Source organism: uncultured Solobacterium sp. (assembly GCF_963517755.1).
Lineage (GTDB): Bacteria > Bacillota_I > Bacilli_A > Erysipelotrichales > Erysipelotrichaceae > Bulleidia.
Genome location: NZ_CAUQGG010000004.1, coordinates 115783 through 139606, shown reverse-complemented (window position 1 = coordinate 139606; position 23824 = coordinate 115783). Strand labels below are relative to the sequence as shown.

Below are 23824 nucleotides of genomic sequence, written 5' to 3'. Positions count from 1 at the left end.
CATCTACTTACGCTTTTTGTGATACTAGTTAAAGAATTTATTATTTCCTGGAAATGTCAGGAAACGATATGCATTGCGATTTCTGTTACCGCATGAAATGCGGCAGAGATTTCTGCTAAACTCGCCGTACAACTTCCCTGCATCATTTCTTGATTTCCACCACCCTTAGCGTGAATGGCTGCGTTAAATTCAGAGCGAATCGATAGTAAGTCAATCATACGACTCATGATGACATAGCTATATCCCACTTCTGTCTTCGCAATCACCATTACCGTAGAAATACCTCTTTCAATACAACGATTACAGAATGCACGCATTCCTTCAGAATCCGCAAGGACAGAAGTATAGATAATCGCATCATGTGTAGGAATTTTATCTGCGTCCTTCATCATCATTTCTATTGAAATAGTACGATATGATTTCTGTACATCTAAATAGCGCTGTTGAAGATGACTTACAGCCGTCGATATCTCTAGTGGTTTAGCAGACAACAGTTTTGAAATCATACTGTTTTCTTGCTGGATACGACCAAGATAGGTAAACGCTCTTCTTCCACTCAACAAGAAGACTCTTGTTTTATTACGTAACTTTTCAAAGTTAATTACCTTACAGATTCCAATTTCACCCGTATTTTTTACATGCATACCACAACATGCACACATGTCATATCCAACAATGGAAATAATCCGTGTAGTACCTTCTATCGCAATCTTCGAACGATAATCATACTTTGTTGTTTCATGTGGAGAGCAGAAAATTTCTTGCACCGAAAGATTTGCCCAAATCGCTTGATTGACTCGTCTTTCCACTTCCTGAATATCCGCTTCTGTCAATTCTCCATTAAAATCAGCACAGATATATTCACCCATATGAAAACCAACATTTGAATATCCATATAACTGTTTAACAACACCAGAAAAGATATGTTCTCCAGTATGATTCTGCATTAAGTCAAAGCGATACTCCCAATCAATCTTACAGTGAACCTTCCCTCCTACCGGAAGAAAATCTTTTGTGATATGTACAATCCCTTCTTTTTCTCGTTGTACATCAATTACTTCAATACCTTGGATTGTACCTTTATCACAAGGTTGTCCACCACCTTCCGGATAAAAGATTGTATCTTTTAAAATAACTTTATAACCACCCTTGCATGCATGACAACCCAAAACAACTGTATCCAATTCATTTGCGTAAGGATGATGATAATAATATTCTTGAAATTCATCCATTTATTTCACCATCTCTTTATATAAAACATCTACAGTTTCCTGGTCCGCAATTCCATAGGAGAAAGCAGTCGCCGATCCCATTGCAACCGACTTTTCAAGTGCTGTTTGATCATCTTCTCCATTTAACTTACTGGTCAAAAACGCAGCCACCATAGAGTCTCCAGCACCTACAGAATTAATAACATTTCCATTTGGCGCATGGCAGTGATATACCTTGTGATTCACTAAGAGTGCACCCTGATTCCCTAATGAAACAAGTACATTTTGTGCACCCATTGAAACTAACTTGCATGCATATTCTTCTATTTGATTCTCTAAGACATTTGCGTCAAATATCTCTGATAATTCCTGTTGATTTGGTTTGATTAAATATGGATGATATGGAAGTACTGTCTTTAATACACTACCTCCAGCATCTACGATAATCCGTATCTTTCTTCCTTGTAGAAACTTCATTACATCCGCATAGAAATTCTCTTCAACACCAGATGCCATACTACCAGAAAGGATGAGTACATCACCATCTGTGAGATGTTCCAACTTTACATATAGCTTTTCAATATCTTCTTTTTCCACCGTTGGTCCACTAGCGTTAATTTCTGTTTCTGTTTCATGTTTCATCTTGATATTGATACGAGATTCTCCATGATCTAACTTAATGAACTCTGGAATAAGTCCATGACTACTCACACGGCGTTCAATCTCATCCCCAGTAAAACCAGCCACATATCCAAGTGGTGTACTAATTCTTCCTAGATGTTTCAAGGCGATGGATACATTAATTCCCTTTCCACCAACATCAATCTGCTCAAAGATAGAGCGATTTAGTTTTCCTTCCTCAAATGTTTCTAATTGCACTATATAATCCAGTGAAGGATTCATCGTTACTGTATAAATCATACAAACACCTCTTATCAGTATTATAAATGAAAAAAAGGTCCACATTGAAGTGAACCCGATCATTTGTTTAGATAATGAAGAACTTCAAGATGAATAATCCTGTAAGAATATACATCAAGAGTGAAATTTCCTTTGCCTTACCTGTAATCACATGAATGAATGTGTAAGAGATAAAGCCAAATGCAATACCTTCAGAAATTGAATATGCAAAGCCCATCATTGTAATGCATACAAAGCATGGGAATGCCTTTGTGATATCGTTCCATTCGATATTAACAACCTGCTGCATCATCAAGAAACCAACAACGATCAATGCAGGTGCTGTCGCAAAGGAAGGAATTGTTAAGAATAACGGAGATAAGAATAAAGCAGCTAAGAACAAGATACCTGTTGTAACACTTGTTAAACCTGTTCTACCACCTTCCGTAATACCAGAAGAAGATTCAACGAATGTTGTGATTGTGGATGTACCCAAGATAGCACCTACTGTTGTACCAACAGCGTCAGCTAATAGCACACCCTTAATTCTTGGTAGTTTTCCATCCTTGTCTAACATATTTGCCTTGGAAGCACATCCAATAACTGTTCCAAGTGTATCAAAGATATCTACGAATAAGAACGCAAATACAACTACCACAAAGTTCGCAAGGTGACTTGCCACAAACGCAAAGTCAAATTGGAAGAATGTAGGAGCGATAGAATTTGGCATTGAGAAGAACGCTGTTGGGATTAATGAATAGTAACCCAATTCTGGATTCGGTACATAGATACCTACTAATTGGCAGATAATGCCTAATACCCAAGTTAGTAAGATACCCCATAACATATATCCCTTAACACCCTTGATTAGCATTATCACAATCGAGATAACACCAATCATACACAAGATAACACCTACACCCTGTGATGAGAATGTTCCATTCGCAATACCACCTGTAAATGAATATAGACTAACGAGTGTAGCGCCATCAACGATGATATGTGCATTTTGTACACCAATAAATGCGATAAAGAAACCAATACCTACAGATACAGCAACCTTTAACTGTACTGGAATTGCGTTGAAGATTGCTTCACGAACACTTGTTAGTGACATAATGATAAAGATAATACCTTCCACAAGTACTGCTGTTAACGCAACCTGCCAAGGATAACCCATAACACCACACACTGTGTATGCGAAGTAAGCATTCAAACCTAAACCAGCAGATAATGCAAATGGTGTATTTGAGAATGCAGCCATGCAGAAACATGCAATTGCGGATGCGACTGCAGTCGCTGTCAAGATAGAACCTGCATCCATACCAGAAGCACTTAAGATGGATGGATTGAGCGCAAGGATATAAACCATTGTAATAAATGTTGTAACACCTGCGATCAATTCTGTTTTAACTGTTGTGCCGTTTTCCTTTAAATGAAATAACTTTTCTAACATAAATATCCCCCTTGTTTTTTCACACATCGCTGCCCTTAAAAATAAAAATCCTGCCAAGAATCATCTCAACAGGAAGTCACTAAAAAGAATAGAGACAACCGTAGTCCCGCTATTAAGGTAGCAGGGTAGAGACACTTCCGCCAATTCGAAAGCATATACGATATGTGGCACATAGGTATTATATGAAATAAACAAGACGATTACAAAGGGTATTTGTTAAAAAAACAATTTTTCCAACATTTTATACAAAATGTATATATTCGCTAGAATGAAAGCACTATCATCAAAAAACTTAAAAAAATAGGTATCCTTATCAATAAAATAATGGGATAATAACATGCGTTTGGAGGTTTTTCTATGAAGCACATGCGTCAGTTTTTAATTATCTTATTCTTTACATGTATTGGTGAAATCCTGCATGAATTTATACCATTACCAATCCCTTCTTCTATCTATGGTCTTGTTTTATTATTCATCGCACTCAACCATGGTATCTTTAAAATCAATGAAGTACATGATACAGCTGATTTCTTGATTGATATTATGCCTATTATGTTTATACCAGCAGCCGTTGGTTTAATCCAATCTACCACATCAATCAAACCAATTTTAATCCAATCCATCATTATCATGATGATTTCTACATTTGTTGTTATGGTTATCACTGGCAAAGTATCTATGTTATTACGCAAGGAGAATTCTGATCATGAATAATGTGATGTTAAATAGTGCAACGATGGGTGTTGTCATCTCATTGATGGGCTTCTTTGTTGGACTCTTATGCCGTGAAAAATTCAAGTTACCAATCTTTAATCCATTACTCATTGCGATTATTTTTACAATCGGTTTTGTCGAGATTTTCCATGTTGATTACGATTCCTACTACTCTTCCGCAAAATATCTCAGTTGGTTATTAACACCTGCGACAGTCGCGTTAGCTGTACCTCTTTACAAGGAAGTTGAAAGACTAAAATCCAATTGGAAAATGATTACAATCTCTATCGCATGCGGCTGTGCTAGTAGTGTCACAACCGTGTTGATCCTTGCCTTATTATTTCGTTTCAACCACGAACAATACGTTACCTTCTTACCAAAATCAATCACTACTGCAATCGGTATGGGTATTGCAGAAGAACTAGGTGGTATCGTACCAGTAACAGTTGCAGTTATCATCGTAACAGGTATCTTTGGTGCAATCATCGCAGATATTGTCTTCAAGGTTTTCCATATCACCGACCCAATTGCTCAAGGCTTAGCCCTTGGCGCTAGTGCTCACGCAATCGGCACATCCAAAGCAATCGAACTCGGTGACTTACAAGGGGCTATGGCAGGTCTTGCAATCTGTACATCTGGTATTATCACTGTTGTATTAGCAACCGTCTTTGCACACATCATGTAAACCTCAAAAAGAAGCGCAATGCTTCTTTTTTTTGCATAAAAAAAACGACTACCTACATTGATAGTCGTTTGTGTCATTAGTCTTCTACGTATGGTAATAAAGCCATTTGACGAGCACGCTTGATAGCGATTGCTAACATTCTCTGGTACTTCGCACGAGTTCCTGTAACGCGACGTGGAGTAATCTTTCCATTTGCGCTAACGAATTTCTTCAAGAGCTCTACATCCTTATAATCGATATAAGTGATGTTGTTTTTTGTAAAGTAGCAGACCTTTCTGCGGCCCATTCTTTGTTTTCTGAATGCCATTGTCTGTTCTCCTTTATTTAGAATGGCAGGTCATCGCTGGAAATATCCATTCCGATTCCTGCGCCGAAGTCATCACTCACAAAATCATCATTTGTAGATGGTTTTGGTTGTGAATACGGCTGTTGATAACTGTTGTCTTGATAACCACTGTTTTGTGCTCTGCTCTGTGATTGACTCTTAGATTCAAGTAAGTTTACAGTATCACAAACGATTTCTGTAACATAAACCTTCTGTCCATCACGATCATAGTTACGTGTTTGGATTCTTCCTTCAACACCCACTAACGCACCCTTACGTGCATATGAGCCTAAGAAATCGGCAGCCTGTCGCCAAGCGACACAACTGATGAAGTCTGCAGACTGTTGATTGTTTCCATCCTGTCCACGAGCCATACGACGATCACATGCGACTGTAAATGTCGCAACGGATAAGCCACTAGCTGTCTTACGAACTTCCACATCTCGTGTTAGTCTACCAACCAAAACAACGCGGTTAATCATTACTTAGCTCCCTTAGCCGGAGCTTCGTCACGGGTAATCATGAAACGAACAACATTTGCGTTGATTCCCATCAAACGATCGAATTCCTTAACGCAGGCATTATCTGCTTCAAATGCTGTTACTACATAGTAACCCTTCTTCATGTCATCAATGTGATATGCGAATTCACGCATGCCCCATTCATCTGTCTTCGCAATCTTACCACCGTTGTCAGTGATGATCTTGCTGAGAGTCTCGATTAATTCAGCTCTCTTCTCTGTTTCAACAGATTCATTGATGATGTACATGACTTCATACTTCTTCATTCCGTACACCTCCTTCTGGTCTAACGGCCATTTCTGGCAAGGAGCGGGAGTAACCCACTCGCCACAATATAGTACCAGTTCCCCTAACAAAAGTAAAGAAAAATCACCTCTATCTTTCTGATAAAAAAGTGATTCTACTCGCTATTTATGCGGATACTGGCATTCTCTCATCGCCTGCTTCACTGTGTAGGTCCATGGTTACACCATTTACCTTATACTTCTTTAACACAAACATTGTGACAGTAGCCGCAACACCTTCAATTGGTGCTAACTTTTCGCCGACGAAATCAGCGACCTCGCGCATTGTCTTTCCATTAACATTTACCAAGAACTCAGAATTACCACTCATGAGGAATAGACTGCTCACTTCTGGAAAGTGTGCAATTCTTTCCGCAATCTTATCGTAGCCACTACCACGTTCTGGTTTTGCGCTAACGCCAATCATCGCATCCACATGGTCGATATTTGCCTTGTCCCAATTCACCATTGTATGGTAACCACAGATAATCTTATTCTCTTCTAGTTCTTTCTTTGCGTTGTTAACAGATTCTTCTGTTTCACCAAGAATATCTGCTAAGTCTGTAATACTTGCACGTGGATTTTGTACAAGTAAGTCAATTAACTTTAGATTGTCCATCTTATTTTTCTCCTTTGTGATCCTTTATAAACTGTGCAATACGTCTCATCGCTTCTTGCAAGTGTTCAATACTATACGCATAACTAATTCTCGCAAAACCCTGTCCACTTTCCCCAAACGCAGTACCTGGAATAATTGCGACATGTTGTTCATTCAATAACTTCTCACAGAACTCATCACTCGTCATACCAAGACTAGAAATATTCGGGAAGACATAGAACGCACCCTTTGGTTCAAATGTTTCTAATCCCATTTCATTGAGCTTACGTACACAATACTGACGACGCATATCATATTGTTTACGCATCTCTTCAACATCCCTATCACAATCACGTAGGGCTGTAATTGCCGCGTATTGACTCACGGTAGGTGCTGCCATAACACAGTTTTGATGCACCTTTAACATCACATTGATTAGTTCTCTTGGCGCTAGTACATATCCCAAACGCCAACCTGTCATAGAGAAGGTCTTAGAGAAACCATTCAGTACAATTGTTCTTTCCTTCATTCCTGGAATCGATGCGAAAGAAGTAAACTTTTCATCACCATAAATGAGTTCAGAATAGATTTCATCAGAGATGACAAGAATATTAGTATCACGTAATACTTCTGCGATTTCTTCCATCTCTTTATAAGATAAAATCGCTCCTGTTGGATTATTTGGGTAAGATAATAAAATTGCCTTTGTCTTATCAGTAATGGCAGCCTTGATATCTGCTGCTTGAATTCTAAAACCATTTTCAACCTTAGCCTTTACATACTTTACTTTCGCACCCGCAAAAGTAGCTGTTGGTTGATACGTAACGTATCCAGGATCCGGCAAGATGATTTCATCTCCATCTTCCACAATGGTACGGAATACGAGGTCAATTCCTTCACTTGCGCCTACTGTCGCAATCATCTGATCAATATCGTAATCCAGATTATATTTACGAAGTAGATATTCACGAATCGCAAGACGTAACTCCTTTAATCCTGCATTCGTCGTATATTGTGTCTTACCTAGTTCAATTGTATGAATCGCCGCATCACGTATATCCCATGGTGTCTTGAAATCAGGCTCACCAACACTAAGTGATATACAATCCGGTATTTCCGCAACCAAATCGAAGAATTTACGAATTCCCGATGGTTTCATTTTTACTGCTCTTTGTGCTACTAACTTTGTATAATCCATAGTCTGTACCTCGTACGTCCCCTCTATTATACTCGAACTGTAAAAAAATGCTCCCTATGCAGGAACATTTTTTACCGTAATTTTCATAACATCTAAAACCTAGAGTTTATCTGAATGTCTATTCAAAAAATCTTGGATGAAAAAATCTACTTTCTCTCTTTCAGCGATGACGCTGACATTTATTTGCTTATCTATCTTCTTCTCATAAAATCCACAAAAGATAGGATTCTTGATTTTTATCGTTATCTTCGCACAACCAAACGGAAGTTTACTTCCTTTAATTTCTTGGATATTTTCCATTGCAAATCGAAATTGTAATACACTATGTCCTCTTCTTCCGTAAGTATAGTATTTTAAATAGTTGTTTTTATCAATTTCTAATTTCGCTGCATTCAGATAGAAATAACAAACTAATAAACAAAGAAGTAGTGGTATACAAACAAGCGCAATAACAATAATCATCCTGCCTGATTCATCCGTTCCTTCATGAATCAAATTTTTTAATATCCACGTCACAATCGAAGAGAACGATATAATCGTCACAAAGGCTATCCAATTTAGTATCGTCTTATGTGGATATGTCAAAATCAGTTTTGGTTCATCTTGTACAATATCTGTTTTCATAATTTACTCTGATTTTAATTCAAAGAGAATATCACGAAGTTCAGCTGCTCTTTCAAAGTTTAGACTTGCGGCTGCCTCACGCATTTCAACTTCCATATCTGCGATGAGTTTTGCCTTATCTTTCTGAGAGAGTTTTGCTTTCTTCTGCATGTATTTCGCAGCCATTTCTTTGGTCTCTTTACCACGAATAGCTTCTTCAACATTCTTCTTAACCGTTGTAGGTATGATGCCATGTTCTGCATTGTACGCTTCCTGAATCTTACGACGACGTTCTGTTTCATTGATTGCGTAACGCATGGAATCTGTCATGACATCTGCGTACATGTATACTTCACCATTCGCATTACGGGCAGCACGTCCAATTGTCTGAATTAAAGAACGATGACTACGTAAGAAGCCTTCCTTGTCCGCATCTAAGATACATACCAAGGATACTTCAGGAATATCCAAACCTTCACGCAACAAGTTAATGCCGACAATCGCATCAACCTTTCCTAAACGTAAATCACGAATGACTTCCGTACGCTCCAAGGTCTTTGTCTCATGGTGTAAATGTGCAATCTTATACCCACGTTCTTTCAGATACGCAGTAAGATCTTCTGCCATGCGTACAGTTAATGTTGTAATTAACACACGTTCATTGCGTTTAAGTCTTGCATCAAGCGCTTCACAGATATCATCAATCTGTCCCTTGGTTGGCTTGACTGTAATCTTTGGATCCAGTAATCCGGTCGGACGAATAATCTGTTCCGTTACATGATGATCCACAGCTTCTAATTCAAAGTCACCAGGTGTTGCGGAACAATATACAACCTGATTCATCATCGACTGGAATTCATCAAATTTCATTGGACGATTTTCTAGTGCAGATGGTAAACGGAAACCATATTCCACTAAGACTTCCTTACGTTGACGATCACCGTTATACATACCTCTTACCTGCGGTAAGGATACATGTGATTCATCCACAAACAACAAGAAATCCTTAGGGAAGTAATCAAAAAGATTCCATGGACGCTGACCTACTTTTCTACCATCGATATGCATTGAATAGTTTTCAATTCCAGAACAGTATCCATTTTCTCTTAATGCCTCTAAATCAAAGCGTGTACGCTGTTCTAAGCGCTCTGCTTCGAGTGGTTTTCCTTTCTTACGGAAATACTCTAAACGATCTTCAAGTTCTGCTTCAATCGCATCACACGCTCTTAACATCGTCTCCTTTGAGCGCGCATAACCACTCGCCGGGAAGATGTTATAAAACTGGTATGCATTCATGGTCTTTCCTGTTAAAGGGTCAATCTCTGTAATACGTTCTATCTCATCTCCAAACATCTCAATACGAATATTGAATTCATTTGTATAAGATGGTGTTAAATCAATAATGTCTCCACGTACACGTATCGTACCTCTTGTTTGATCAACGTCGTTACGTGAGTACTGTAGTTCAATCAAACGGCGCATCAAATCATTACGGTCAATACTTTCTCCTACACGTATCGTATAGAACATGTTCTTATACTCAATAGGATCGCTAGCCGCATAGATACATGCAACAGATGCGACAACGATTGTATCTCTTCTTTCCAGAAGAGAGTTCAAAGTAGACTCACGGAACATATCTAGTTCTTCATTGATTGCAGCTGTCTTTTCAATATACATATCACTCTTAGGCATATATGCCTCAGGTTGATAATAATCGAAGTTTGATACAAAGAACTCTACACGATTGTGTGGGAACAGTTCTTTAAACTCAGAATATAACTGACCAGCTAATGTCTTATTGTGTGAAAACACCAACGTTGGTCGATTCATCTGTGCAATGATATTCGCCATGGTAAATGTCTTACCAGTACCAGTAGCACCCTCTAGAACCTGTTCCTTCTTACCTGCATGCAAGCCTTCCACAAGCTCCGCTATCGCCTTCGGTTGATCTCCCGTAGGCTTAAATGGTGATACAAGTTCAAACTTACGATCATCCATTTAAAACTTCCTGTGCTTTCTGTAGTTGAACATCATGTGTCTTTGTTGTATTCCAATCTAGTACCACCGCACTATAGAGCGTACTAAACGTTTCTTTATCTAATACACCACCTGCTGTAATACCTTTGTCTGTCTCAAACTGACGTAATGCCTCTTCTGTTTGAGAAGAGAAATAGCCGTCGGTACGACCAACGTTATACCCTAGATAATCCAAACATAGTTGGGCGAATTTCACCGGTTCACCAACACTATCATAAGCGTAGCGATCCGTATCATTCATCTTTGGTAAAGCCGTATACATCACTTCATGTAACTTCACTTCATCGTCTGGCGTAATACCAACACCATTGACCCAAACATCGTTCGGGGAAGTCCATTTTGAAGTTGTATATTTAAGTGCAGAACCATCTTTGAATACACGTGATACCTGTACTGTACCCTTGCCATAGGTCGTTACACCAATTACTGTTACATCTTGATGTTGTTCCTTGAGTGCCATTGTGAGTACTTCCGATGCGCTTGCTGTATTCTTATTTACTAAGATGGCAATCTTCTTAATATTGTCATACATACCATCTGTTGTACGGATTTCTTCCGTCGTACCATCCGCATACACCTGTTTCATCGCAAGTGTATCCTTTGGCAAGAAATATGACGCAATCCCCTGTAGTGCGGTTAGATATCCACCACCGTTATCACGTAAGTCAATCACGATATTTGATACATTCGCATTCTTGAAATCATCTAGATATGTCTTAACTTCATTGGTTGTATTTTCACCAAACTGATAAATCTGTAAGTAACCTGTATTATCACTTAGAATCTCGCCAAATGCAGTTGCACTAACAGCCGCACGAGTAATTGTTATCTCAAGGGGTTGTTCCTGACGGATGAATTCAATCGTTACATCCGTACCACTATCACCCTGTACTAGATTCTTGATTTCCTCTGTCGTCTTACCAGTGAGTGATTCACCATTGACCTTATTCATGATATCTCCAGCTTTTACACCTGCTTTATCCGCTGGTGAATTACGGAAGACACGCTCGATAATGTTGATTCCATTAGCCTGTAAGAACTGTACACCAATCCCTACATAATTACGATTGATAGAATCTGTAAACTGCTTCATCTCATCAGCCGTCATATATTCTGTATGCTTATCAATATCATTGGTTGTAATACCCTTTAGAGCCTGGTCCGTTAATTTTGTATCAATATTTTCTACTTGATCTGCAAAAAACCAATCATTCTCCATCACCTGTAGAACACCATTGATTTTCTCATCAGAATTCAAAGGAAGATTATTCACCACATTCTTACGAGCAGGCGCAAGTGAAGATAATGGCAGTACTGAGCCAAGCAACCACCCACCTACTAAGGCAACTACCACAAACGCTACCATAAGAATACGTAGACGTTTTACTTTCTTTTGTTCTTGTTTTAAAGCCACTTCTTCTGGCCACAAATGACGACGGAAAGGAATACTATATACTTTTTCATCGTTCTGTAATTCTTCTTTGTTTTCGTCCATTTTACTGCCTCTATCTTTCTAAAAAGAGTCTCTATTTTAGAAGAGACTCTTAAATGCTATTTTAATAACCAAATACTTCTTCCGGTTGGATACGGCATGGAGCACCGACGCCATCACTACAACGTCTTCCATACAAGCCATATCTTCCACCAGTCCAACCTGCGCCAAAGCTAACGTCACCATTCCAGTTCGCAGCGTAGTACGCAAATCCAGACGCATCTCCTAAGTAGAAGATTTCCACGTGACAGTGTGGTCCAGTCGTATTACCAGATGAACCAACCTGTCCAATCACATCACCTGCATTTACAATCGTACCAGTCGCAACCGGTGTATTTAATGTCATGTGGAAGTAATCCACACCATACAAACTACCATTGACTGTTACAAGCAAGATAACTTGGTTACCAGAATAGGAAGCACCACCGAATTGATATCCACAACTATCGCCTAGATAACCAACTGTTGGACATCCATTAACACCTCTTAGTACAACACCATTGGCAACTGCACGAATTGTCGTACCATAACCAGCCGCAAAGTCATATCCCAAGTGAATACTACCATCTGGATAAGACCAAGTACCAGCACTACGCCAAGCGCCATCAACTGGATAAGTCCAACCATTTGTTGTAGGAATCGCTTCAATTTGAGCAGTGATTCCCGACATCAACGCATTGTTTTGTGCAATATCCGAGTTCTTTGTTTCAATTGAACCACGAAGTGCAGCCGCTGTCTTCTGCGCTGCCTCTTGGGCAATCTGCACATAAGTCTGTAAAGTAATAAGTTCTTTTTGTTGGTCCTGTTTTTCCTTCTTTTGAATCTCTAGTTCATTCTTCGCAACAACAAGCTCTTCTTTTTGTTTGTTTAACGTTGCGATAATCTGAACAAGTTCATTCAAAGTCTTCTTATCGTATTGAGAAATAGTACTTAAACCATTCGCAATACGAATAAAGTCTGTGAAGTTATTCGCACCCATCAAAATATCAATATATTGATTTGTACGCATGGTAGGTTGATTCAATACCATACGTGTCTTTACTTTATCTTGTAGTTTATCTGCAGTCTTTTGATTTTGATCAATCTCAGCCTGCTTGTTATCAATTTCTTTCTGCTTTGCGTCAATTTCAGCTTCTTTCTGTGTAATTTCAGCTTGCTTTGTATCAATCTGAGTCTGATACTCCGAAATCTTCGCTGCATATTTCGAGATGTTGGCTTCCATATCAGCCTTTTGAGCCTTCCAAGCCGCAATCTGTTGACTCATCTCTGCATTCTGAGACTCTAAGTAAGCCTTATACGCCTCACATGCACTAGCGTCATCCTTGCCGTAGTTTGTACAACGATTCAACCAATATTCCGAGTTGGAATAATCTTCATCCGCAATAACAGTACTCGATTGATTTCCAACCATAATTACTGCCATCAACAGGCATAAACATATCTTCGTTAATTTTTTCATCGTTTATCCCTCAAATACTTCGTTACAGAGAGCCAACTTCCGAAAAGACCAACCAAAATACCAACTAATAATAAGATACCTGAAACATAGTACAAGAATGGAAATGCCTTCTCTAAACGGAACATATTAGAGATCAACACACCAGAAGTCTTTTCGAAGATCACGATGTATCCCCAAATCGTTAGACCAATCGGAATGATTGCGCCGAGAATTCCCGTAATAATACCTTCCCAAAGGAAAGGAGCACGGATAAATCCATTTGTCGCACCTACATGTTTCATGATCGTAATTTCATCCTTACGAGCATAAATGGTAAGTTTGATTGTATTTTGAATTAAAAAGATTGCAAGTAGAGTTAAGGCAGCTACTAAGATGCCACCAAAACGACGAATGGATGACATCGCATCAACCATGTTCAAAGTACTTTGACCACCATAGTTGACACTATCAACACCGCTAATCTGGCCAATCTTCTTAGCGATATCCTCAAGATTTGCGCCATTCTTTGTTTCTACGTAGTAGGCGTCATGCATAGGGTTATCTGCCTTAAATGGTTCAAACACCGCTCTTGTACGCTCATCTTCAAAACTGTTGATGTAATATTTTAACTCATCATCTTTCGACGAATATGTTACCTTTTCTACTCCGTCGATTGCCGAGATTGCCTTCTCAATCTGTTTTAGACTTGATGAAGACTCCGCATCATACGAAACCATTACAGAAATTTCAACGGAAGACTCTACAGAACGAGTAAATTGTTCTAAGTGATAACTCAATACCAAGAACAAACTAATAATCATTAATGTTACTGTAACCGCAATTGCACTTGAAAGAGACATTGCCCAGTGTCTACCAACACCACGGATACCCTCACGAATTGGTCTAATCATGACGAACATAACCTCCTTCGGAACGGTCAGCCACAATGTGTCCTTGTTCCAAAACAATCGTACGCTTACGATACTTATTTACAAGCGTAATATCATGGGTAACCATCACAACGGTTGTACCATAACGCTGATTGATTTCCTGTAGTAAGTCCATAATCTCATCAGATTTTGCTGGGTCCAAGTTACCAGTAGGCTCATCCGCAATCAAAACCTTAGGACGGTTGGCAATCGCACGTGCAATCGCTACACGCTGCTGTTGTCCACCAGATAATTCCTTTGGAAAAGAATTGCCCTTTTCACTTAAGCCCACGACTTTCATCACTTCGATTGTACGCTTGCGAATCTGTGCCTTTTTCATACCGATTACTTCTAAGGCATACGCAATATTTTCAAATACGGTTAAATGTGGCAACAATTTATAATCCTGGAATACAACACCGATATTACGGCGATAGATAGGAATCTGACGCTTAGATAATTCGCCAACATCAATACCAACAACTTTTACGTTGCCTTTTGTACACATTTCCTCCGCATCCATCAACTTAATTAAAGTAGATTTACCAGAGCCAGTTGGACCAATAACGTAAACAAATTCGCCCTGATCAACTGATAAATTTATATCATACAGTGCATTCGTACCATTTTTATATCGTTTGTAAACATGGTTGCATTGAATCATAAGGGTACCTCCTTACTCGTGAAATCCTGCCCAATAATTTTATCACATTCTGTTAAATATTGGATGAAGCGTAGGTGAAACCTTCACCATGCATATCAGACGCATCATTTGTAATCACAAATGCTTTTGGATCAATTCGATTAATTAATGAAATTAAACTTGCATATTGACGTGTCGATACAACAACCAATACAACATTCTTAGCTTCACTATTGAATCCACCACGACCATCTAAAATCGTTACACCACGATTGAGTTCCTGATAAATTCCATCACGTAACTCTTCCCAATGATTGGAAATAATATGTACAGACTTGGCATTGGCACCTTGTCCAGCACTCAGCACCTTTCCAATCGCAAAGCCAGACGCAAACACGGACACTAGACCAAGCAGTGCAGAGTTAATGCCATACGCCGCAATACCTAATCCAACCGTTAAAGTATCAATAATAATAACCAAAACCGAAATTTGTACACCTGTAAACTTATGTAAAATCAAGGCCGGTATATCCATACCACCTGTACTCGACCCAGCTCTCATCACAATACCAATACCAGTACCACCAAGGAGTCCTGCATATAAAGCAGCCAAAATCGGATCAACAGTGATTGGATTTGGGACCTTAATCAACAAGTTGTTAAATACTGGATAGGCAAGTGAAGACAACATCGTTGTTAAAGCAAATTCCTTACCAAGGATAAATGCCCCTAAAATTAGGAAGCCAATCACTGCCGAGTTAGCAAACAAGGTCTTATCTATATGGAAGAATGGTTCAAAGGCAACCGCAAGACCAGCGACGCCACCGGAAAGAATCTTGTACGGTAAAATAAAAAATTCTACTGACATAGATAATAAAAACGTTCCAGCTAAAACCATCAAAAAATTGATTACACTTTTCTTATTCATGGAAGGTATTATATCATAGGTACTACGATATGGAGAATGGCTAATGAAAGATAACCGTATAAAAAACATCATCCTTTGGACTATCGTCATTGCATATACACTTTGGATATTTCATAACTCAGCACAAACTGGAAAAGTCTCCGCAAATCTGAGTCAAACTTTAAGCTATCGTATCTATGATTCTTTACAATTCCTACATTTCATACCATTCCAATTATTCCATACACTCATTCGTAAATTTGCCCACTTTAGCGAATACGCTCTACTTGGCATCTTGGTATCTACAATCAGTTCACATACCATTCAAGAGCGCAAACAAAAGATGATCATTATCCTATGGATGGTGTTAACACCGATAATCGATGAAGGCATTCAATACTTTACACCTGGAAGATCTACCGAATTACGTGACTGTTTCATCGACATGTGTGGATATAGCTTCGGATTTCTAATCACATATCTCATAAAAAAGTGGAAAACCAAATAAGTTCTCCGCTTTTCTTTATTGTGTTAAACCTGCAACTTTACCTTCTGTGATCTTGATAATATCATCAGGCGCAATTTCAATCTGTGTTCCCACTTTACCACCTGAGACAAGAATTGTATCAAACAATACGATTGTTTCATCATAAACTGTCACAAATAATTTCTTCATCCCTATTGGTGAACATCCACCATGGACATAACCTGTTGTCTTTAACAGTTCCTTCTGCGGTAACATCGCTACACTCTTTACACCAACTGCACGTGCACAAGCCTTTAAATCTAGTTTCTCTTTTACTGGAATTACAAATACATAATAATTTCCATCATCACCTTTTGTAACTAGTGTCTTAAAGACTTGTTCTGGATCTTCTCCGCACTTTTGTGCAACCGATACGCCATCTATCAAATCATCACTTACATCATAGGTATGTTCCTGATACGTAATTCCTTCTGTATCCAAAATACGCATCACATTTGTCTTTACTTCTTTTTTTGCCATATTTTTTACCTCGCCACTATTTTACACCAATTTATAAATCACTGCAGATACGTTCCATCCATATCAAATTTACGTTACAATAAACTGCGAGGTATAAACATGATCAATCGTTTCTCTAGAACACAACGCGTCATCGGAAGAGACGCACTACATAAGATCCAACAAGCACACGTCATCGTATTCGGTGTTGGTGGAGTTGGTGGATACGCTATCGAAGCTTTAGCACGCAGTGGGATTGGTAAAATCGATATTGTCGACCACGATACGGTTTCACTCACCAATATCAACCGACAACTCATCGCAACTGACGCAACCATTGGCCAATACAAAGTAGACGTAATGAAAGAGCGCATCCACACAATCAGTCCAGACACGGTTGTGAATTCTCTACCTATCTTCTATTTACCAGAAACGAAAGGCCAATTTGATTTTAGCCAATACGACTATATTATCGATGCTATTGACAACGTTACCGCTAAGATTGATTTAATCGTAACCGCCAAGAGTTTAGGTATCCCTATCATCTCTGCGATGGGTTGTGGCAATCGCTTCGATCCAACAAAAGTTCGCGTGATGGATATCTACGACACAAAAAATGATCCCCTCGCAAAAGTCATGCGACATGAGTTACGCGTACGTAACATCAAAGACTTACAGGTATGTTGTTCGATAGAGGCTCCAATCAAACCTATTGAATATCCCGATGAGGAACAAGAAAAAGCAGTGAAATGGAGTATTCCAGGTTCCACTGCCTTCGTGCCACCGGTTGCGGGTATTACATTAGCTGCCGAAGTTGTTCGACAGATTACAAATTTTGACCCAAACAATCGCAAGTAACGAAAGTTACTTGTTTTTTAATGCAAGATTGTACTAAGAATCCGGTTAACCGTCTTACCGTCTGTTTGGCCCTTATACTTATCAAGAATCTCTCTCATCACAGGACCCTGATTACGCTTAAGAGGTTCTAAGCCCTTTTCTTGTAAGATTCCTTCAATAATCTGATGAATCTCTTCTTCTGTTAACTGCTTTGGTAAATAGGAAGAAAGTAATACCAACTTCTTTTGTGCCTCTTCCTTTAAGTCTTCACGATTTTCAGGAATACTCTCAATCGTTTCATTTGTCTGCTTGATCTCACGTTGAATATACGCTAGCTCATCATTCTTCTCTAACGTATGACCAGCTTCTTTCTCCGCAAGTGCAATTGCGGAAATCACAAGACTCAATACACCCTTGGTTAGAGTATCATGTTCCTTCATTGCCTTCATATTATCTTTTCTTAATTGTAATAATAGTTCGCCCATTATAAATACCTCCTAGTTACTATTATAAACTTTCTAGTGAAAAAGTATGTGTCTTCTTCATCTGTATACTCTAAAATATGCTAAAATCACTACAAAGTAGGTGAATATTATGCAAAAAAACTTTATCTTTATCTCCCCTAATTTTCCTAAGACGTACTATCAATTCCCACTTGCTTGGAAACAATTAGGTGGTCGTTCTCTCGCAATCAGTGACGCAAATTATAACTCTTTAAGTGATGTACAAAAGTCAGCTTTTGATGATTACTATCAAGTAAGTTCTCTAGAAAACTATGATGAGGTATATCGTGCAGTCGCATGGTTTGCCCATCGTTATGGCAAAATTGATTGGCTAGAGTCCAATAATGAATATTGGTTATTTCAAGACGCAAAACTACGTCAGGATTTTAATATTACCACTGGTGATAAAGCAGATGATGTTGTGCATTATAAGCTAAAGTCTGAAATGAAAGCATACTATCACAAGGCAAATGTGCCAACCGCACGCTATCATATCGTATCCACTTTAGAAGCTGGTAAAGAGTTTATTTCTAAAGTGGGTTATCCAGTTGTCGTAAAGCCTAACAATGGTGTAGGTTCTAGCGCAACTTGGAAGATTCGCAATGACAGCGAACTTGAAGACTTCTATAAAATTCAACTACCACATGAATATATCATGGAAGAATATGTTCCAGGATATATCTTGTCATTTGATGGCATCGTAGATGAAAACAACAAAATTGTTTACCGTACATGTCACGTATTCCCAAACCCAGTTATGGAAATTGTAAATGGAAAGACAGACTGTATCTTCTGGAATGAAATCGAAATACCAAAAGACCTTAACCAGATGGGTGAACGACTCATCCATGCCTTCAACCTTCATTCACGTTTCTTCCATACAGAGTATTTCCGTATGACAGAAGATAAAGAAGGACTTGGTAAGAAAGGTGATTTAATCGGTCTCGAAGTGAACATGCGTCCACCAGGTGGATACATGACAGATATGATCAACTACTCGCAAGATATCAACATCTACATGATTTATGCAAAGATGTGCATGCATGTACAGAATATGGTATCGCCACATCCTATCTACCACTGTGTACACGTCGGCCTACGTGATGGTAGTCATTACGCACACTCTGGTCTTGAAGTCTTCCAGCGCTTTGGCGCAAGCATCGTCATGCACGAAAGAATGCCACAAGTACTAGATGCAGCGATGGGTAATGAATTCTACGTTGCCCGCTTTAAAACGATGAAGGAACTCCATGAGTTTGTTGATTTTGTGACGGAAAAGGAAGTGAAGCCACATGCAGATAAACTACCACAAGAGTTATAGTTATCATCTAAATCGAGATATGGAGTTCAAGGTTTTTGGTCATGCGGGCATTGTACTACTTGCCTTTCCATCTCAAGATGGAAGATTCTACGACTACGAAAACCGCAACCTAATCCAATCCATTTCCTATCAGATTGATCAAGGGAAAGTCATGGTACTATGTTGTGACTCCATCGATGGAGAATCCTGGTCTGCAGAATGGAAAAATATCAATGATCGCATCAGTGCTCATGAAGCGTATTTTAATTATATTTACCAAGAACTATTACCACTATTTCGTGATTTATACCATAACCAAAGAGAAAGCAAAATCTATACAACAGGATGCTCACTAGGTGCTTATCACGCATTAAATATCTTGTTCCGTATGCCAGACTTATTTGCGGGATGTATCTGTTTATCTGGTGTATATAGCACTTACCCATTCTTCGGTCCCTACAGCAACGAAATCATCTACCAAAATTCTCCAAATGACTTTATCAACGGAATGCACTATGATCATCCATATGTTGAAAAATACCGTCAGAAACAGATATATATCTGTTGTGGACAGGGTGCTTGGGAACACCCAATGTTAGAGGATACTCGTCGCTTAGAAGAACTACTCAAATATAAGAATATCCCTGCCCACGTCGAGTACTGGGGATTTGACGTTAGCCACGATTGGCCATGGTGGGAAAAGCAATTTCCATACTATGTGAACCAGTTAATTAACACACAATCAACGAATTAATCATTTTATGCTTTTCATCGTCTTACTATTCTGCTATTATTATTTAGCACGCGGATATGGCGGAACTGGCAGACGCGCTAGATTTAGGATCTAGTTCCTTCGGAGTGCAGGTTCGATTCCTGTTATCCGCACCATTGAAAAGGACTTCAATATCATATTGGAGTCCTTTTTATGTTTATTTGAATACTCTTTCTAATCCATCTACATACTTTTTAAAATTGATTCCATTGACTTCCTCAATGTGTTTGATATCTAAACTATTAAATTCTGGATGAAATGCGCCACAGATAGCAGTGGATATAGCACCAATCGTATCACTATCCCCAGCAATATTAGCTGATAATTGAGCAGACTTCATTGGATTCCCTTTACTTAGGATAATCATTGCAAATACAGCCGGAATTGTTTCAATAGTCTCAAAACCAACACCGTAGACTGTTTCAAGTTTTTCAAGGACCTCTTTCTCAGATAAGATCTTAATATCTTGTCGAATGAAATCAAGTCTCTTTGATAGCGATGGTGATGGAAGTTGGTTTCCATGTTTCATTCCCTCTTCAATTGCAAGTTTCGCTAGTGTCCAAATTTCTTCTTCATCATATTCATGTCGCAACGCATAACTAGATAGAGTTGCGATAACACTCGCCCCTGCAATCGCAATACTTGTATTGTGAGTTGGGAGGCTAAGTTTACAAACATCATCTACTAAACCTTGGATATCATAATAATTATGTAGAATTCCAAGTGGGCTAACTTTCATCGCCGAACCATTCGTGGTTCCATATTTTCCAGACTCTACATAACTTTTACCGGCACGTAACAAATCTAGAGCTTTTGAAGTAGATGGTCCGATTTGACTAGCATTCTTTTCTGGATTTTCATCTGCCCATCGCAATAATTTACGAAGGTATAATTCCGTATCAAATTTTCCATCTTCAATGATTGAATCACATACCAGTAAGGTATTCACAGTATCATCTGTCACCTCACCTGCTTTAAATTTCCGCTTGAAGAAATCATTCTTTGAAGATGGTAATAATGCATGAATGCCATCAGGAAATGTTTCATCCAATATTGTGCGACACATCATTTCAGATGGCATTCCCATTGCGTCACCATAAGCACAGCCGAAGAGCAACCCAAATATTTTATCTCTTTGGGAAAAACTCATTTATTTCACTTCCTTTGTATCTTGATATGTAACAAATGTAAGAGTAAATGTTACTAACATTGCGGCGATACATGCAATAATTGCCCAAACTAATCCACCAATGCCAGGAACGTTTGGATTAATAAATGACATGACACCAGTTACACCCATACTAATCGCATACATTGGAGAATTTGATAAAGCCAAGATTAAGCCACCTACTAATCCACCAATCATACAGAACCCAAAACGTTTCTTAACTGGTAATGTAACACCATAAATCGAAGGCTCAATAATGCAGAAACATGCACTTAAGAATGCAGGTAAGGCTATATTCTTTGTCTTAATATCTTTGCTCTTTAAGAATACTGCAAAGCAAGCTGCCATATGCGCGAAACTTGCAGGAAAGATTGAAGCTACAATGAGTGTATTTCCTAATGAACCATATTCCATAATTCCCAAAGTAATTAATGGCCAATGTAAACCAAAAATAACCAATGGTTGATAAATTAATGTAATTACTGCAAATGCCAAAATCTTAGATGTTGAAATCAAACTATTTAATCCAGCTTGTAATAAGTTTTGGATAATCATTGAGATTGGTCCAACTAATAATACGCCAACGATTCCTGCAAATAGAATTGTAAAGAAAGGAACCATAAACTGTCTTGTTACACGCGGTAGTACTTGTTTTAAAGTTATCTCAATCTTAGAAGCCAAGAAGTTTACCATCATAATAGGAATAACCGTTGATGTATACCCTGTTGCAGGGAAAATAATTGGAATTCCTAAGAATGTTTTAAATACAGGCATTTCTATAGGTGTACCTGCAAATAGTGTAAACAATGGATCACCTGCATTAATCGACTGAGCCATACCTGGGTAAATCATAAATGCACCCAGGATCATACCGATAAATGGATCCATACCAAATGCAGTCGCACTTGTATAACCTAAAATAACTGGGAAGAATGTTAAACATGCATTCCCTAAGTTAGATAATAGAATGTTTGTACCATCACCACTTGTGATTACCCCTGTTGATAATAGAATTGAATTAACACCTGCAATAATTCCACAAGCACACAAAACACCTAATGATGGAACAACAATTTTAGTAATCAATGCCGCAAAACGATTTAGAATATTTTTGTCTTTTGTCTCTTCTTGTGGAGTTTCCTCTACCACATGTACAAACTTAATAAACTCTTCGTAAACATCTCCTACTTGTGTGCCAATAATCACTTGTAATTTCCCCTCAGCAACCTGAGTAGAAATAATACCTGAATGATTATCTAGATTTGCGCGATTCGCTTTTGAATTATCTTTTAACTTTAAGCGTAATCGTGTCATGCAATGAGTAGCTGACTCAACATTCTCCTTTCCTCCTACATTTTCCAAAATAAATTGTGCTAACTTTTGATTCTCATTCATTTTGATCCCCCTTTCATGATATTGATCGTTGAATATGAATTATTAGATATGTTAATTCCTCATTGCCAATTTCCACTTCATATTTTGCATGAATAAATTGTTTGATGTTTATCGCACATAAGTATGCGTCTTTATATGCTTCCTTTAACATATTTAACAGTGCTTCATTCTTATCATCACTTCCAAATTCATGATGTGTAACAATGTTCCTTGCAAAGTATTTTAAGTGACTAATAAGTCTGAAATATACCAATGACTTTTCATCAATCTCCACGTTGAAGTAATTCGATATGATTTTTAATATTTCATCGATAATGATAGTAACCTTCCTAACATTTGCAGTACCAATACCATTTTCCGTTTCAGAATTGATGATATGCATCGCAATAAAACCAGCCTCATCAATCGGTAGTTCTACCCCTGTTTCTTCATTTATAATTTGAATACCTTGTACCCCAAGTTCATATTCATCAGGATAAAAATGCGATATTTCATTTAATAAATCATTACGCACAGAAATCCCATCCGCATAATTCTTTAAAGCATAATGCACATGATCACACAAAGAAACATATAACATATCACTGAATTTTTTCGTCAAAGATAAACGTATATTTTGGATAATTCTATCCACAATATTGATTTCACTTAACGGCAAAGATACTAACACCTTCTGTAAATTAAGATTTAACTCATTAGAAGATAAAAAGAATCGCTTCTCGACTAATGCACTATTAATGGAATCCCCAGCTTTACGCTGAAAACAAATTCCCTTTCCAATCACAATCACTTCATTACCGTTATCATCAATGACGGCAGTATTATTGTTCAGTATTTTCTTGATTTTCATAGTCCCTCTCAACGAAAAAACTCGTCTCAAAAAATATACAAACCGTATAATTTAATGAAAACGAGTTAAG

The 23824-nt window shown here is 38.3% G+C and carries 26 protein-coding genes, 1 tRNA gene and 1 riboswitch; of the genes, 7 read left to right on the top strand and 20 right to left on the bottom strand.

What is annotated here, in order from left to right; translation table 11 throughout:
* Nucleotides 1-56: 56 nt before the first annotated feature.
* The 3 genes from RWM19_RS03870 to RWM19_RS03860 form a co-directional block, all read right to left on the bottom strand.
* Nucleotides 57-1232, bottom strand: a complete 1176-nt coding sequence (locus tag RWM19_RS03870; RefSeq protein WP_313983918.1) for an alanyl-tRNA editing protein — start codon at nucleotides 1230-1232, stop codon at nucleotides 57-59.
* Nucleotides 1233-2132: a 1-phosphofructokinase gene (gene pfkB / locus RWM19_RS03865; protein WP_313983915.1), complete on the bottom strand. Its 900-nt coding sequence runs from the start codon at nucleotides 2130-2132 to the stop codon at nucleotides 1233-1235.
* A gap of 67 nt (nucleotides 2133-2199) precedes the next feature.
* The gene (locus RWM19_RS03860) at nucleotides 2200-3567 is read right to left on the bottom strand and encodes an NCS2 family permease (protein WP_313983912.1); all 1368 of its coding nucleotides are present in this window, start codon (nucleotides 3565-3567) and stop codon (nucleotides 2200-2202) included.
* Between the two features lie 81 nt (nucleotides 3568-3648).
* A riboswitch (purine riboswitch) is annotated at nucleotides 3649-3748 on the bottom strand.
* A gap of 176 nt (nucleotides 3749-3924) precedes the next feature.
* On the opposite strand from RWM19_RS03860, the gene RWM19_RS03855 reads away from it, so the two are divergent.
* A complete protein-coding gene (locus tag RWM19_RS03855) occupies nucleotides 3925-4281 on the top strand; it encodes a CidA/LrgA family protein (RefSeq protein WP_294022564.1) in 357 nt (118 codons plus the stop codon).
* Nucleotides 4274-4966, top strand: coding sequence for an LrgB family protein (locus tag RWM19_RS03850; RefSeq protein ID WP_294019834.1), 693 nt, complete (start codon nucleotides 4274-4276; stop codon nucleotides 4964-4966). Before RWM19_RS03855 ends, RWM19_RS03850 begins: the two co-directional genes overlap by 8 nt.
* A 76-nt stretch (nucleotides 4967-5042) precedes the next feature.
* On the opposite strand, the gene rpsR is transcribed toward RWM19_RS03850, so the two are convergent.
* The 12 genes from rpsR to RWM19_RS03790 all read right to left on the bottom strand — a co-directional run bounded on the left by rpsR (nucleotide 5043) and on the right by RWM19_RS03790 (nucleotide 15965).
* Complete coding sequence (rpsR, locus tag RWM19_RS03845) at nucleotides 5043-5273, bottom strand: 30S ribosomal protein S18 (RefSeq protein WP_006526812.1); 231 nt, start codon at nucleotides 5271-5273, stop codon at nucleotides 5043-5045.
* 17 nt (nucleotides 5274-5290) lie between these two features.
* On the bottom strand, nucleotides 5291-5773 hold the full coding sequence (ssb, locus tag RWM19_RS03840) for a single-stranded DNA-binding protein (RefSeq protein WP_294022565.1): 483 nt from the start codon (nucleotides 5771-5773) through the stop codon (nucleotides 5291-5293).
* Nucleotides 5773-6078, bottom strand: coding sequence for a 30S ribosomal protein S6 (gene rpsF / locus RWM19_RS03835; protein WP_028078264.1), 306 nt, complete (start codon nucleotides 6076-6078; stop codon nucleotides 5773-5775). Before rpsF ends, ssb begins: the two co-directional genes overlap by 1 nt.
* A gap of 145 nt (nucleotides 6079-6223) precedes the next feature.
* A complete protein-coding gene (locus RWM19_RS03830; protein WP_294022566.1) occupies nucleotides 6224-6715 on the bottom strand; it encodes an Lrp/AsnC family transcriptional regulator in 492 nt (163 codons plus the stop codon).
* A 1-nt stretch (nucleotide 6716) separates the two neighbouring features.
* Complete coding sequence (locus RWM19_RS03825; RefSeq protein WP_313983906.1) at nucleotides 6717-7892, bottom strand: aminotransferase class I/II-fold pyridoxal phosphate-dependent enzyme; 1176 nt, start codon at nucleotides 7890-7892, stop codon at nucleotides 6717-6719.
* A 99-nt stretch (nucleotides 7893-7991) separates the two neighbouring features.
* Nucleotides 7992-8516 (bottom strand): hypothetical protein, encoded by a 525-nt coding sequence (locus RWM19_RS03820; RefSeq protein ID WP_313983903.1) that lies wholly within the window; start codon nucleotides 8514-8516, stop codon nucleotides 7992-7994.
* A 3-nt stretch (nucleotides 8517-8519) separates the two neighbouring features.
* Nucleotides 8520-10496 (bottom strand): excinuclease ABC subunit UvrB, encoded by a 1977-nt coding sequence (gene uvrB, locus RWM19_RS03815; protein WP_294019828.1) that lies wholly within the window; start codon nucleotides 10494-10496, stop codon nucleotides 8520-8522.
* Complete coding sequence (locus RWM19_RS03810; RefSeq protein WP_313983899.1) at nucleotides 10489-12030, bottom strand: S41 family peptidase; 1542 nt, start codon at nucleotides 12028-12030, stop codon at nucleotides 10489-10491. The genes uvrB and RWM19_RS03810 overlap by 8 nt, the downstream gene beginning before the upstream one ends.
* Before the next feature lie 61 nt (nucleotides 12031-12091).
* Nucleotides 12092-13486 (bottom strand): peptidoglycan DD-metalloendopeptidase family protein, encoded by a 1395-nt coding sequence (locus RWM19_RS03805; RefSeq protein WP_313983896.1) that lies wholly within the window; start codon nucleotides 13484-13486, stop codon nucleotides 12092-12094.
* Nucleotides 13483-14376, bottom strand: a complete 894-nt coding sequence (gene ftsX, locus RWM19_RS03800) for a permease-like cell division protein FtsX (RefSeq protein WP_294025800.1) — start codon at nucleotides 14374-14376, stop codon at nucleotides 13483-13485. The genes RWM19_RS03805 and ftsX overlap by 4 nt, the downstream gene beginning before the upstream one ends.
* Entirely contained in the window at nucleotides 14369-15058 is a 690-nt protein-coding gene (gene ftsE, locus RWM19_RS03795) for a cell division ATP-binding protein FtsE (protein ID WP_294019822.1), read from the bottom strand. Before ftsE ends, ftsX begins: the two co-directional genes overlap by 8 nt.
* Before the next feature lie 52 nt (nucleotides 15059-15110).
* Nucleotides 15111-15965, bottom strand: a complete 855-nt coding sequence (locus tag RWM19_RS03790) for a YitT family protein (protein ID WP_313983891.1) — start codon at nucleotides 15963-15965, stop codon at nucleotides 15111-15113.
* A 43-nt stretch (nucleotides 15966-16008) separates the two neighbouring features.
* On the opposite strand from RWM19_RS03790, the gene RWM19_RS03785 reads away from it, so the two are divergent.
* Nucleotides 16009-16452 carry a VanZ family protein gene (locus tag RWM19_RS03785; protein ID WP_313983888.1) on the top strand — a complete coding sequence of 148 codons (444 nt, stop codon included), beginning with the start codon at nucleotides 16009-16011 and terminating at the stop codon, nucleotides 16450-16452.
* A 15-nt stretch (nucleotides 16453-16467) separates the two neighbouring features.
* Here the strand turns inward: RWM19_RS03785 and ybaK are convergent, their stop codons facing one another.
* Nucleotides 16468-16950: a Cys-tRNA(Pro) deacylase gene (ybaK, locus tag RWM19_RS03780; protein WP_313983883.1), complete on the bottom strand. Its 483-nt coding sequence runs from the start codon at nucleotides 16948-16950 to the stop codon at nucleotides 16468-16470.
* Between the two features lie 99 nt (nucleotides 16951-17049).
* Here ybaK and RWM19_RS03775 point away from each other — a divergent pair, with 99 nt between their 5' ends.
* Nucleotides 17050-17787: a tRNA threonylcarbamoyladenosine dehydratase gene (locus RWM19_RS03775; RefSeq protein WP_313983880.1), complete on the top strand. Its 738-nt coding sequence runs from the start codon at nucleotides 17050-17052 to the stop codon at nucleotides 17785-17787.
* A 17-nt stretch (nucleotides 17788-17804) separates the two neighbouring features.
* Here the strand turns inward: RWM19_RS03775 and RWM19_RS03770 are convergent, their stop codons facing one another.
* Nucleotides 17805-18251, bottom strand: coding sequence for a GatB/YqeY domain-containing protein (locus RWM19_RS03770; protein ID WP_313983877.1), 447 nt, complete (start codon nucleotides 18249-18251; stop codon nucleotides 17805-17807).
* A gap of 109 nt (nucleotides 18252-18360) precedes the next feature.
* Here RWM19_RS03770 and RWM19_RS03765 point away from each other — a divergent pair, with 109 nt between their 5' ends.
* The 3 genes from RWM19_RS03765 to RWM19_RS03755 all read left to right on the top strand — a co-directional run bounded on the left by RWM19_RS03765 (nucleotide 18361) and on the right by RWM19_RS03755 (nucleotide 20457).
* Nucleotides 18361-19590: an ATP-grasp domain-containing protein gene (locus RWM19_RS03765; RefSeq protein ID WP_313983874.1), complete on the top strand. Its 1230-nt coding sequence runs from the start codon at nucleotides 18361-18363 to the stop codon at nucleotides 19588-19590.
* The gene (locus RWM19_RS03760; protein WP_313983871.1) at nucleotides 19562-20323 is read left to right on the top strand and encodes an alpha/beta hydrolase-fold protein; all 762 of its coding nucleotides are present in this window, start codon (nucleotides 19562-19564) and stop codon (nucleotides 20321-20323) included. The genes RWM19_RS03765 and RWM19_RS03760 overlap by 29 nt, the downstream gene beginning before the upstream one ends.
* A 50-nt stretch (nucleotides 20324-20373) precedes the next feature.
* A tRNA-Leu gene (locus RWM19_RS03755) sits at nucleotides 20374-20457 on the top strand.
* Between the two features lie 41 nt (nucleotides 20458-20498).
* Here RWM19_RS03755 and RWM19_RS03750 read toward each other — a convergent pair.
* The 3 genes from RWM19_RS03750 to licT are packed head-to-tail and all read right to left on the bottom strand — an operon-like array spanning nucleotide 20499 to nucleotide 23754.
* Nucleotides 20499-21491 (bottom strand): ADP-ribosylglycohydrolase family protein, encoded by a 993-nt coding sequence (locus RWM19_RS03750; protein ID WP_313983868.1) that lies wholly within the window; start codon nucleotides 21489-21491, stop codon nucleotides 20499-20501.
* Nucleotides 21492-22904, bottom strand: coding sequence for a PTS transporter subunit EIIC (locus RWM19_RS03745; RefSeq protein ID WP_313983865.1), 1413 nt, complete (start codon nucleotides 22902-22904; stop codon nucleotides 21492-21494).
* Nucleotides 22905-22917: 13 nt separating this feature from the next.
* Nucleotides 22918-23754 carry a BglG family transcription antiterminator LicT gene (gene licT, locus RWM19_RS03740; protein ID WP_313983862.1) on the bottom strand — a complete coding sequence of 279 codons (837 nt, stop codon included), beginning with the start codon at nucleotides 23752-23754 and terminating at the stop codon, nucleotides 22918-22920.
* Nucleotides 23755-23824: the final 70 nt, after the last annotated feature.